The sequence below is a fragment of the Streptomyces rectiviolaceus genome, assembly GCF_039533825.1.
GTDB lineage: Bacteria > Actinomycetota > Actinomycetes > Streptomycetales > Streptomycetaceae > Streptomyces > Streptomyces rectiviolaceus.
The window spans coordinates 26,839-40,177 of record NZ_BAAAUG010000177.1 but is presented as its reverse complement, the minus strand read 5'-3'; the positions used below and the strand labels follow the sequence as shown (position 1 = coordinate 40,177).

Sequence of the window (13,339 nt, the reverse complement as noted above, 5' to 3'; positions counted from 1 at the left end):
CGCCGTCGACGTGGACCGCGGCGCCGAGCTCGCCGTCGCGTTGCTGGGCATCGCACGGGCCGGCGCCGCCTACCTCCCGCTCGACGGACACGCCCCGGCCGACCGGGCCGCGACCGTGCTCAAGGAAGCGGGGGTCGGCGCCATCATCGTCGGCGAGGGCCCGGCCCTGCGCTCCCGCCCGCTCGACGCCGACCCCGCCGTTCCGCGGTTCACCGTGCCGGAGGCGGTCCGGGCCGACACCCCGGCCCCCGATGTGCGGGTGGACGAGGAGTCCCCCTGCTGCGTCGGCTACACCTCGGGCTCCACGGGCGTCCCCAAGGGCGTGCTCGTCCCGCACCGTGCCGTCCGCGACCTGGTGACCGCGCCCGTCCATGGCGACCTGCACGCCGACGACCGGGTCGGCAGCGTCGCCAACACCGCCTTCGACGCCGCCACTTGGGAGGTCTGGGGCGCCCTCACCGCAGGCGCCACGCTGGTGGTGCTGCCCTCCGTGGTCGATGTCGACCTGCAGCGCTGGACCGCGCTGATCCGCGACGAGGGCATCAGCGCAATGCTGCTGACCACCTCGCTGTTCCACATGGTGGCCAGGGAGGCCCCAGGGGCGCTCGGTTCGCTGCGGCTGCTCTTTGTCGGTGGCGAACAGCTGGAGCTCCCGGCGGTCCGCCGGGTGCTGGCCGAGGGGCCGCCCGGACGCCTGGTCAATGTGTACGGGCCCACCGAGACCACCGTCCTCGCCACGTACTTCGACTGCACCGAGGCATCCCTGGCCGACCGGACCCGCGTTCCCATCGGCCATCCCGTGCGGGCGGCGGAGATCCACGTCCTCGACGACGCGCTCACCCCCGTCGCCCCGGGCGGCGTGGGCGAACTCTGCGTCGGCGGGCCCGGAGTGGCCACCGGCTACCTCGGGCAGCCGGAGCGCACCGCCCGGTCCTTCGTTCCGTACGCGGCATCCGACGGCACCCGCGGCACCATCTACCGCACCGGCGACCTGGCCCGCCAACTGCCCGACGGGGCTTACGAATTCATCGGCCGGGTCGACCGCCAGGTGAAACTGCGCGGCTTCCGGATCGAGCTGGAGGAGATCGAGGGGGCCGCCGTCGCCACCGGCCTGACCGAGGCCGCGTTCGTGGAGAAGATCGGCGAGGGGCCATCGGCCAAGCTGGCCGGCGCCTGTCTGGCCCCGGCACCCGGCGTGGACGTCACCGCCGAACTCGCCCGGCGGCTCGGCGGACAGCTGCCCTCCTACATGGTCCCCGCCCAGTGGCTGACCCTGGACACGCTCCCGCTCGGCTCCACGGGCAAGGCCGACCGGCGGCACATCGGAGAGCTGATCGGCGCGTTCGCCTCGGCCCAGGAGCAGCGCCCCGGCCCGGCCGGACGGTCCGCCGACGCGGTCCCTGCCGACGCGCTCCCGGCCGCCCCGCTCGCGGTCGACCCGGTCGAGGCTCGTATCGCCGGGGTCTGGGCCGAACTCCTCGGCACCCCGGACGTGTCCGCGTCCGACGATTTCATCAGCCTCGGCGGCAACTCGATCGTGGCCACCCAGGCCGCGTTCCGGCTCAGCGAACTGCTCGGCACACCGCTCGACCCCACCGACATCCTGCTCGCCGCGGACCTGGCGGAGCTGGCCGGGCAGATCCGGGCCGCCGGGGTGCGGGTCTAGGCCCTGTCGTCAAACCCCCGTCTGCCCCGGCCCTCCGCACGATGCGTGCCCGGCCCAACCCGCTGACGTAGCCCACTGCTTGACGCACCACGTGGTGCACCACTTGAGGAAGGAACCCCCGATGGCGCAGCCGCGCCCGTCCTCCCCTGCCGTGCCCCCGGCACCCCAGCGCCTCGCGGCCACCGTCGCGCCGCTGTCGCCCGCGCAGGAGCGGCTCTGGTTCATCCACCAGGCAGCACCCGACTCCGCGGTCTACAACGTGCCGCTCCTGAGCCGCTGGCGCAAGCGCATCAGCGTCCCGGCGCTCACCGCGGCCCTGGCCGCGGTCGTCGCGCGGCACGAGGTGCTGCGTACGAGCTATGCGGTACGTGACGGGGCCGCGGTCCAGCACATGGCCGAGCCCGGCTCCGTCCGCGTACCCCTGACCGTCATCGAGTCGGGGCCGCCGGGCGATCCGGAGCTGGCCCGGGAGGCCCGCGCGCCCTTCGCCCTCGACGCCGGGCCGCCGCTGCGCTGCACGGTGTGGCAGGAGGGCGACGGGTCCGGCACCATGCTGCTCACCGTCCACCACATCGCGATCGACGGCTGGTCCCTCGGCGCGCTCTACGGCGACCTCGCCGACGCGTACCGGCAGGCGCTCACGGGCGCTCGGCCGGTCCTGCCCGAACTGCCGGTGCAGTACGCGGACTTCGCGGTCTGGGACCGTGCGGTCGCCGACGACCCCGCGCTGGAGGCCCGCGTCCGCGAACGGGCCGCGCGGCTCGCCGGGGCGGTCGGCGAGCTTGAACTCGGTCCCTGCCCGCCACGCCGCCGCACCGCCGAGGGCGACCGCCGCGGCGAGCAGCACCGGTTCGCGCTCGACGCGGAGCTCTCGGCAGCGGCCGACGCCCTGGCCAAGCGGCTCAAGGTCACCCCGTTCGTCGTGCTGTTCGCCGCCTTCCAGGCCGTGGTGCAGCGCTGGACCGGGCGGCGTGAGTTCCTGCTCGGCACGGTCGCGGCCAACCGGCCGCACCCCGCGGTGGAGGGCCTCGTCGGCTTCTTCGTCAACAGCGTTCCGCTGCACTGCGCACCCGACCCCGAGGCCACCTTCGCCGAGCTGTGCACGGCGTCGCGCGGCGAGGCCTTCCGGGTCCTGGCCCATCAGAGGCTCCCGTTCGACCGGCTGACCGCCGCGGTCCGGGGCAACCTCGCCGACGTGGGATTCGTGCTCCAGAACGCACCGGCCGCCGACCCCGGGGGCCGCCACCCCTGGCACCCACCGGTCCTGCTCCCCACCGGCACCGCCAAACAGGACCTGTCCCTGATCCTCGAGTACGCGCCCGACGGCGGTCTCTCCGCCACCATCGAGTACGCCACCGACCGCTACCGGGCCGAGACCGCCGCCCACGTCGCCGAGAGCTACCGTGCCCTGCTGACCGCGGCCGTCGCCGACCCGGAGTCGCGGCTGCGTGAACTCCCGGTGACCCGGCGGGCGTCGGGGGAGCTGCCGTACGGGGTACTGACCGGCGCCGGGCCCTCCGCACGCGGAACCGGCGCCCTGACCGTGCTGCCCCTGCTCGAACAGCGCCTCGCCACCGCCGCCCCGGACGCCGTCGCCGTCACCTGTGCGGGACGGAATCTCACCTGGGGCGAGCTCGATGCCTGGTCGCGGACCGTGGCCGGGCAGCTTCGGGCGCATGGCGTCGGGCGGGGAGACCTGGTGCCGGTGCTCTCGGCACGGGGCGCTGCCCTGGTCGCCGGGTGGCTCGGGGTGCTGCGGGCCGGGGCGGCGTTCGTGCCGCTGGCCATGGACACCCCGGCCGCGCGCATCGAGTTCATCCTCGGCGAGACCGCGGCCCAAGTGGTGCTGGTCTGTGCGGAGGGCGCCGACCTCCTCGCCGGCCTCGGCACCGGTGCCAAGCCGGTACTGCTCGACGAACTACGCTCACAGGACGGCGAGTTGCTGCCGTTCGCCGGTGAGCAGCCAGTCGGTGACGACCCCGCCGCGGTGATCTACACCTCCGGCACCACCGGCCGCCCCAAGGGTGTACTCGTCCCGCACCGTGGGCTGCTCAACACCGCGCAGTGGTGGGGCCGGGACTGCGGGCTCGGCCCGGACGACCGGCTGCTGCTCACCGCGGGCACCGCCTTCGACCCCGCCGCCTTCAACGTCGTGGAGGCCCTGCTGGCCGGCGCCCGCCTGATCGTCGCCGACGACGTGGAGCGGCGCGACCCGCGCGCCCTGCTCCGCCTGGTCCGGGGGCCCGAGGGTGCGACCGTCGACGGATCGCTGACGCCCAGCCTGCTGCACGCCATGCTGGAGGCCGACGAGGGGTGCACCACTGCCGCAGCGGCCGCCACCACCCTGCGCGTCCTCTACTCCGGAGGCGAGGCCCTCCCGCGCAGGCTGGCCACGGCGTGCGTACGCCGCTGGGGCACCGCGGTCCGTAATGTCTACGGCCCCACCGAGGCGTCCTGCAACAGCACTTACGCCGTGGTCGACCCCGCCGACGACCGGGCCCCCGCGATCGGTGTGCCGCTGCCCGGCACCCGCGCCTATGTGCTCGGGCCGCACGGCGAGGAGCTGCCGCCGACCGTCCCGGGCGAGCTGTACGTGGCGGGCGCCGGTGTGGCGCTGGGCTATCTGAATCGGCCCGGCCTCACCGAACAGGCCTTCCTGCCCGACCTGTTCGGCGCACCCGGCGCCCGGATGTACCGCACCGGCGACCGCGTGGTGCTGCGCGCGGACGGCAGCCTCGGCTATCTCGGCCGGGCCGACGACCAGGTCAAGATCCTCGGCAATCGCATCGAGCCGGGCGAGGTCACCCGCCTCATCGAGGAGAACCCGGCCGTCGCGGCCGCGGCCGTGCACGCGGTGGGATCGCCGCCCGCGCTCACCGCGTACGTCGAACTCGCCGACGAGTACCGGGTCGGCGACGCACGCCCGACCCGCGAGGAGGTGGTCCGCCCGCTGCTGCGCTGGCTGCCCGCCGCCGTCCTGCCCGCCGAGATCTACGCCGTGGCCGCCCTGCCCCGCACGGTCAACGACAAGGTCGACTTCGCGGCCCTGGCCAGGCTGCGCGACCGGCCGCTGCCGCACGCCGCCCCCACCGCCGCACTCACCCCGGCGCAGCGCCGGGCGGCCGCCCTTCTCGTATCCGTGCTCACCCCCGCACCCGACCCGGAATCCCTCGGCCCCGACGCGGACTTCTTCACCCTGGGCGGACACTCGCTGCTCGCCGTCCGGTTGCTGGCCGAGGCCGAACGGCAAGGGGGCACGGCCGTTTCGCTGCGGGCCTTCCTCGCCGAGCCGACCGTGGCCGGGCTGGCCCGCTGCCTGGCGGAGACGCAGGAGACGCAGGAGACAGCGGAGGGCCGGGACCGGAAACAGCACATGGCGCGTACCGCCGCCGAGTGGGACGCTCAGGGCCCGCACCCGGCTACTCCCGTACAACAGCGGCTCTGGTTCATGGACCGGCTGCCCGCCCAGCGCACGGCGTATCTCGCCCCCAGCGTCGTCGAGTTCACCGGCGCCGTGGACCGCGAGGCCCTGCGCGAAGCCTTCGCCCGTACGCTCGCCCGGCACCCGGGCCTGCGCTCCCGCTTCGCGCTCGATGCCAAGGCCCGCAAGATCGTCTACCGCACGGACGGGCCGGTCCCCGAAGTCGTCCTGGAAGACGGCACCGGCTGGGCGGAGGCCGAGCTCGATGCGCGCATCGGCGAGCTGTGCTGGACGCCGTTCGACCTCGCCGCCGACGCACCGGCGCGCGGCTCGGTGATCGCAGTGGCCGACGACCGCACACTGCTGGTGTACGGCGTCCATCACATCGTCTCCGACGGCTGGTCCCTGGAGCTGGTCATGCGGGACATCGCGCAGACCTACCGGGCTCTGACCACGGGCGTGCCGCTCCTCCTCCCGGAGCCGGGCCACCCGGCCGCGGTGCCCACGGACGGCGCGGGCGCGATCACGGACGGGACGGAGAGGCTGCTCGCCGCCCTGCGCGGGGCGCCCACCGATATCGAGCTGCCGCACGACCGGGCGCGTACCAAGACGCAGTCGACCGACGCGGACCACCGCGAGGCACGGCTGACCGGTGAACTCCCGCAGCGGATCAGGGAGATCGCGGCGGAACAGCGCTGCACCACCTTCATGGCCGCGGCCACCCTCCTCGCGGCCGCTCTGGCCCGGCGCTCCGGCCAGCGGGACTTCCTGTTCGCGTTCCCCTGGGCGGGCCGCGACGGCGCCGGGCGTGCCGAAGCGGTCGGCATGTTCGTCAACACGCTGCTCGTACGGGCGGATCTGGCGGACGGACCGACCTGGCGTGAACTCCTCGCCCGAGTGCGGGAGTCGGCGCTCACCGCGTACCGGTACGCGGACACGCCCTTCGACGCGCTGGCCGCCGCGCTGCACCCGGACCGCGATCTGAGCAGGCCGCCCGTCACCCCGGTGTATCTGAACGCCGTCGACGAAGCGCCGCAGCCGCCGCGGCTCAGCGGTGCGGCAGGGGCCCGCTATGTGGTCCCGCCTCGGCTGAAGGCCAAGTACGAGCTGGAGTTGACCGTCACCGGCGGCGCGGACGGCCTTGTCTTCTCCCTTGTCCATCTCACCGCTCTGTTCGACGGACCGACCGTCGACGAGCTACTTGCCGACCTGGCGCGGGCCGCCCGCGACCTGTCCAACGATCCGGAGGCCCCTGTGCTCGACACCGTTTCCCAGCCGAAGACCGACGCCCCGCGCACCGCGGACGAGCTCGCCGACCTGGTGGCCGACGCCTGGAGCGAGGTGCTCGATGTGCCCGAGGCGCCGCGCGACGTCAACTTCTTCGAGGCAGGCGGGGATTCGCTGCTGCTCATCGTGCTCCTGGACCGGCTCGGCGAGCTCACCGGGGGTGAGCTCGAAGCCGCCGACCTCTTCGAGCACAGCACGGTGGAGGCCCAGGTGGCTTTCCTCCTCGGCAGCGCCACCGCTGCCGCCGCCCCCGCCCCGCAGCAGCCGGAGACCGGCGTGGGCCGGGGCCGTTCCGGCCTCATCGGCCGCAACCGTCGCACTGCCTCGCCGGAGGGCTCCGCATGAGCCCCACCGCCGACTTGAACGACGACGGGGCGATGGACGGGGCGATAGCCGTCATAGGCGTCGGCTGCCGCTTCCCCGACGCCTGGAGCCCGCACGAGTTCTGGCAGAACATCGCGACCGGTCAGGTCGCGATCCGGGACCTCGATCCCGACCGGCTGCGCGCGGCGGGCCTGAGCGAAGAGCTGCTCGCCTCGTCCGAGTACGTGAAGCGGGCGGCCGGCATCCCGGGCGCCGCGGAGTTCGCCGCCGACTTCTTCGGCTACTCGCCCTCCGAGGCCGAGGCCACCGACCCCCAGCAGCGCATTTTCCTGGAGGCCTGCTGGCAGGCCCTGGAGTCCGCGGGCCACCCGCCGATCGGCGACAGCCTGGTCACCGGCGTCTTCGCGGGCGGCAGCCCCAGCACCTACCTCGCGGCCTTGCAGACTTCCCGAGCGCTGGCCGGCGGTGTCATCGCGGCTGTCGACGACGTGGCCCTGCACCTGGGCGGGCTCGGCGACTTCCTGCCGTCCCGGGTCGCGTACAAGCTGGGGTTGCGCGGACCGTCCATCGGTGTGCAGACCGCCTGCTCGTCCTCGCTGACCGCAGTGCACTACGCGGTTCTCAGCCTGCTGTCCGGCGAGTGCGACATGGCCCTCGCGGGCGGCGCCTCGGTCAATGAGCCGATGCTCGGCTACCGCCACCAGGTGGGCGCGCTCTCCTCGAAGGACGGCTACTGCCGGCCGTTCGATGCCCGCTCGACCGGTACGTCCTTCAGCTCGGGCGTCGGAGTGGTGGTGCTGCGCCGGCTCGCCGACGCCCAGCGCGACGGCGACCCCGTGCTCGCCGTCGTGCGGGGCACCGCAGTCGGCAACGACGGCTCCAACCGCTCCGGCTTCACCGCCCCCAGCCCCGCGGGGCTCGCCGACGTCGTGGCTGCGGCCCTCGATGTGGCCGGGGTCCGCGGCGACCAGCTGCGTTATGTCGAGGCTCATGGTTCCGGTACTCCGCTGGGCGACCAGATCGAGCTGCGCGGACTGACCGCGGGTCTGCGGGCCGGTGCCGGGCCGGCGCTCACCGGGTACTGCGCCCTCGGCTCCGTCAAAGCCAACATCGGGCACTGCGGGCCCGCGGCCGGTATCGCCGGGCTGATCAAGGCGATCCAGGTGGCCCGCACCGGCCGGCTCCCGCCGCACCCGCTCTTCGAGCGCCCGCGCAACCCCGGCGTGCTCGCCGAAAGCCCCTTCACGATCTCCCGGGACGCGGGCGCCGCCGCCGACGGAGCCCCCTACACCCTGGTCAACTCCATGGGCCTCGGCGGCACCAACGCCACCGCGGTCATCGGTCCGCCACCCGCCCCGACCCGCGCCCCGGCCCCCGAGCGCGAGCAGGCCAGGCTCGTCCTGTCGGCCCGCGACGAGGCCGAACTCGATGCGGTGGCACGGAACCTGGCCGATGCCCTGGAGCAGGACCCGGCCCTGCCGGTCGCCGATGTGGCCCACACCCTGCGGGTCGGCCGCACCGGCCAGGCTCACCGCCGCGTGGTGACCGTGCGCCCGGCCGACGACCGCACCCTGCTCGCCGATGCCCTGCGCGCTCCCGCCGAGCCCGCGCCGAAGGCACTGCGCCGGGTACAGCTGGTGGTCTCGGCACCGGCCGCGGTGGCCCGGCCCGTCCTCACCCGCCTGCACACCGCGTTCGGCGGACGTGCCGAGGTCGTCATGGTCACCGGAGACGAACTGGCCGTGCCGGCAGGTAGGTTCACGATCCTGATCGGCCCGGGGGTGGACGGGCACGCAGGCCACCAGGCCCTCGACGGCACGGAGATCGACCACGTCCTGCCGCTGGAAGACCCCGACGGCAACCCCGCAGACCCCGACGGCGGCAATCCCGGCTTCAGGCCCCCGCTCGCCGACCGACTGGACGCGGCCGTCACCGCCGCCTGGCTGCATGGCATCGAGGTCGACTGGGCAGCCCTCGCGGACGGCCGCGGACAGCGGCTCGCCCTGCCCACCTACCCCTTCACGCGCGGCCGCTACTGGGCCCTCGACCACCTGCCCCCGCCGGCCGCGCCCCCCGCGCGGACCGTGGAGACCGCCCCCGCAGCCGTCGCCGCGCCGGGAGACGAGGTGCCGGGAGACGAGGTGCCGGACGAGGGCGACTCCGTACTGCGCGCGCTCCTCGAGCTGTGGCGGCAGATCTTCGGCCGCACCGACCTCGGACCGGATGAGCAGTTCAGCGAGCTGGGCGGTGACTCCCTCACCGCGATGCGCGTGGAGGCAGGCGTACAGCGACAGTTCGGCGTCGCCGTGAACGTCTACCGGGTGGGCGGGGCCCAGGCCACCGCGCGCAGAACGGCCCAGATCGTACGCGGCCTCACAAGCGCACCGGACACCGCCGAAGCCACGGCCGCCCGCCCCAGTGCGGCACCGGCCCCGGCCACCGAGGCCGACCTGGTCGACGCCGACCTCCGCCTCCCCCTGGGCGAGGTGCACCCCGATACCGGAATCGGAACCGGGGCCACGGCTGCCGGGGACACCCTGCTGACCGGCGCCACCGGTTTCCTCGACACCTTCGTACTGCACGAGCTGCTGAGGTCGGGCGAGGGCCGCGTGCACTGTGTGCTGCCCGTGGCCGGCGAGGCCGAGGGCCGGGAGCTGCTCAGGGCGCGGGCCGAGGCCTGTGCGCTACCGGCCCCCGACCCCGCACGGGTGCCGTTGCTGCTCGCAGGACCGGCCGGGCTCGCCGGGCTGTTCGCCGGGCCGGTGGCCGCTCAACTCCCGGCCGGGGTGGCCCGGGTGGTGCACACGCCCGCACCGTTCGGGCTCACAGGACCGTACGAGGAGCTGCGCGACGACACCGTCCTGCCGTTCGCCGCGCTGCTCACCTGGATGCGCGGCCACGGCATCGACGACATCACCCTGCTCTCCACCCTCAGCGCCTGCGGCGCCGGACTCGGCGCCGAGGGCCACGTCGAGGAGACCCGGGAACAGCCGCTGCGCCCCGGCATGCACGGCGGGGCCGTCGCCGCCTGGGTCGGTGAGCGCCTTCTGGGGCGGGCCGAACAGGACGGCATGCGGGTCCGGGTGTTCCGTACCGGGCTGCTGCTCGGCAGCGCCGCCTCCGGCGCCTGCGATCCCGACCACCCGCTGTGGCGGCTGCTCGCCGGCGCCCTGGCCGTCGGGGCGCACCCGAGGGACGAGCGTCCGCTGGCCGTGAGCCCGGTCGATCTCGCGGCCCGCGCCATCGCCGAACTAGCCCTCTCCCCGGTGTCGGAGGGCCGCGCCTACCACCTGGTCGGCGAGGACACCGTGACCGCACAGCGACTCTTCGAGCTGCTCGCGGCCGCGGACCGCCCGACGTCCACCGTCACCGAGCGCCAGTGGCAGCGCGACATCGCGCTGCGCGCCCTGGACCACGAGAACGAGACGCTCGACCCGCTCGCCCCGCGCGCCATGGGCCGGTTCGCCCTCGGCGCCGCCCGGATCGAGGCCAAGGCCTGGCAGTCCTGGCTCAGCCGCGGCGGCCACGACCCCCGGCCCACCGGCGAACTCCTGCTGCGCAGCCTCGACTTCGCCGCGCGGCGCCGCAGCGGCTACGCGGAGCTCCTCGGCCACGTGGCACTGGGCGAAGACGCCCCGCAAGGCACCCCCAGCACGCAAGGAACCCGATGAACGACCGCACGCTGTACGACTGGTTCGCGAGCTCCGTGGACCGTTACCCCGAGGAGCCCGCCCTGGAGGTGAAGGGCCAAACCCTCACCTACCGGCAGCTCGACGAACGGTCCTGCGCGGTCGCCGCCGCACTCGTCGAGGCGCACGGCAAGCCCCCCGCCAGGGTCGCCCTGCTGGCCTCGCGCAGCCTCACCGCCTTCGCGGGCTATCTCGCCGCGCAGCGCCTCGGCGCCACGGTGACCCCGCTCAACCCGGGCTACCCGGCCCGCCGCAACCGTGCCGTGTGCGAGCTCGCCCGCGCCGACGTCCTCGTGATGGACGACGCTGGCGCTTCCCAACTGGAGGCAGCACAGGGGCAGTCGGGGCTCACCGTGGTCCGGCTCGACCACGAAACGACGGCCGGGCTGCCGTACGCGCAGGGGGTACTGCCGCCGCGTACCGCCACACCCGACGACATCGCGTACGTCCTGTTCACCTCCGGCTCCACGGGGCGGCCCAAGGGCGTACCGGTCAAGCACCGCAATCTCGCGCCGTACATCGCCCACAACATCGAACGCTTCGAGGTCGGCCCCGGCTGCCGGGTCTCGCACACCTTCGACCTCACCTTCGACCCGTCGGTCTTCGACCTCTTCGTCACTTGGGGCGGCGGCGCCACCCTCGTCGTGCCGCAGCGCATCGAACTGCTCAAGCCGGTCGAGTACGTAGTCGAACGGTCCCTCACCCATTGGTTCTCGGTGCCTTCGGTGGTGTCCGTGACGGCGGGCCTCGGCAACCTGCCCGCGGGCGAGGCGACCCAGCTGCGCTACGGCATCTTCATCGGTGAGCAGCTCACCGACCGCCAGGCCCGGCTGTGGCGGGCGGCGGCACCCAAGGCGCGGATCGAGAACGTCTACGGCCCCACCGAACTCACCGTGGCCTGCACGGAGTTCAGGCTCCCCGAGGACCCGGACGACTGGCCCGACTCGTCCAACGGGACCGTGCCCATCGGCCCCGTCTACGGCTTCCTCGACCATGTCGTCCTCGACGAGTCGGGCCGCCCCGCCGAGGAGGGCGAGCTGTGCATCCGCGGCTCGCAGCGCTTCGACGGCTATCTCGACCCGGCCGACGACGCGGGCCGCTTCCTCTCCTACGACCCGGCCGGCGACCACCCGGCCGAGGTCTACCGGGGCGAGGGCCCGCTCACCCCCGCGCACTACTACCGCACCGGCGACCGCGTCCGCCGGGAGAACGGCACCCTGACGCACCTCGGGCGCCTCGACAACCAGGTGAAGGTGCGCGGCTACCGCATCGAGCTCGGCGAGATCGAGTCCGCGCTGCGCCGCCACCCGGCGCTGGCCGACGCCGTGGTGGTGGCCGTACCGGGCCGCGACGAGACGGAGCTGGTCGGCTGCTACACGGGCGAGCCGGTGAAACCCACCGACGTCATGCTCTGGCTGCGCAAGCAGGTGCCCGTGCACATGGTGCCGCGCCGCTTCGAGCAGCTGGCCGCCATGCCGCTCAACCCCAACGGGAAGATCGACCGCCCCGCGCTGCGGCAGCGGTTCTCCTAGCACCCGGTTCTCCTAGCACCCGGTCCGCGTCACGCCCGATCCGCAGCCTCCAACCATCCGGTCTCTACGAGAAGTTCAGGAAGTCCGATGTCGCTCCCGATCCCCACGATCCTCCGAGATCTCAAGCCCCCGCCCGGTGTGGTGCGCGTCCTCGCCGCGAGCAATCTGGCCCGGACGGTCGCCAACGGCTTCCTGCTCTCCGTCAGCGTGCTGTTCTTCATCCGCTCCGTGGGCATCCCGGCGGAGCGCGTGGGCCTCGGGCTCACCGTCGCCGCCGTCCTCGCGATGGTGGTGAGCATCCCGGCAGGGCAGCTGTCGGACCGGCTCGGCTCCCGCAACACCTCCGTGGTGTTCGGCGTCGTGCAGGGCGTGGTGGTCTGCGGCTACGCCTTCGTCGGCGGCTTCACCGGCTTCCTGGCCGTCGTCGCCCTCGCCTCGATGATGGACGCCGCGGGGGCGGCCGCCCGCGGCGCACTGATCGCGGAGGCCCTTCCTGCCGCCGAGCGGGTACGCGCCCGCGCCTATCTGCAGTCGGTCATCAACGTCGGGCTCTCGCTCGGCACCCTGCTCGGCGGCGCGGCGCTCGCCGCCCACTCCGCGGCGCTCTACACCGTGCTGCTGCTCGGCAGCGGCGCCCTGTTCGTCGTCGCTGGCCTGATGTGCCTGCCGCTGCCGCACACCAAGGCGGCGGCCGCGGCCAAGGACGGCGTGGACCGGCGGCATGTGCTGCGTGACGTCCCGTACCTGACCGTGGCGGCGCTCAACGCGGTCCTTGTGCTCGGCACCGACGCGCTGCTCACCGTGGCCCTGCCCATCTGGATCGTCCACCGCACCGACGCTCCGGCCTCGCTGTACGCCGGGATCATCTTCATCAACACCGCGATGTGCGTGCTGTTCCAGGTACGGATGAGCAAGGGTGCCGAGGACGTACGCGGTGGAACACGCGCCCTCCGCAGATCCGGCATCCTGCTCGCCGTCGCCTGCGCCTGTTTCGCCCTGTCCGCCGGGCAGCCCGCCTGGGTCGCGGCCGTCTGTCTGATCGCCGGCGCCTTCGTCCACGTATGCGGAGAGATGCTGCACTCGGCGGGGTCCTGGGCGCTCTCCTACGACCTGGCTCCCGAAGACGCACACGGGCAGTACCAGGGGCTCTTCAATCTCGCGCAGCGGGTGGGCGCTGCCGTCACTCCGGCCCTCACCACCGCCGTGATCATCGGCTGGGGCTGGCCGGGCTGGCTGCTTTTCGGGGCCGTGGTGCTCGCCGGCGGTCTCGCCTTCCCCGCGGTCGGGGCCTGGGCGGCCCGCACTCGGGCGCACCCGCAGCCGGAGCAACGAGCGGCCGAGCCCGCGGGGTCGGCCCAGGCCTGAACTCCTGCTCCCAGGAACGACATCCACCCCGCCTCCCGTCCGCCAGATGGACCGT

The 13,339-nt window shown here is 74.0% G+C and carries 5 protein-coding genes; all 5 read left to right on the top strand.

Translation table 11 applies throughout. The features are described 5' to 3' along the window. Positions 1–1,666, top strand: a 1,666-nt coding sequence (locus tag ABD378_RS37920) for a non-ribosomal peptide synthetase (protein WP_344528858.1), incomplete at its 5' end; no start/stop codon positions are given. A gap of 121 nt (positions 1,667–1,787) precedes the next feature. Beyond that, positions 1,788–6,719, top strand: coding sequence for an amino acid adenylation domain-containing protein (locus ABD378_RS37915; protein WP_344528856.1), 4,932 nt, complete (start codon positions 1,788–1,790; stop codon positions 6,717–6,719). Further along, a complete protein-coding gene (locus tag ABD378_RS37910) occupies positions 6,716–10,369 on the top strand; it encodes a beta-ketoacyl synthase N-terminal-like domain-containing protein (protein ID WP_344528854.1) in 3,654 nt (1,217 codons plus the stop codon). Before ABD378_RS37915 ends, ABD378_RS37910 begins: the two co-directional genes overlap by 4 nt. Further along, positions 10,366–11,919, top strand: a complete 1,554-nt coding sequence (locus ABD378_RS37905) for an amino acid adenylation domain-containing protein (protein ID WP_344528852.1) — start codon at positions 10,366–10,368, stop codon at positions 11,917–11,919. Before ABD378_RS37910 ends, ABD378_RS37905 begins: the two co-directional genes overlap by 4 nt. An 87-nt stretch (positions 11,920–12,006) precedes the next feature. Then, on the top strand, positions 12,007–13,284 hold the full coding sequence (locus ABD378_RS37900; protein ID WP_344528849.1) for an MFS transporter: 1,278 nt from the start codon (positions 12,007–12,009) through the stop codon (positions 13,282–13,284). Positions 13,285–13,339 lie beyond the last annotated feature (55 nt).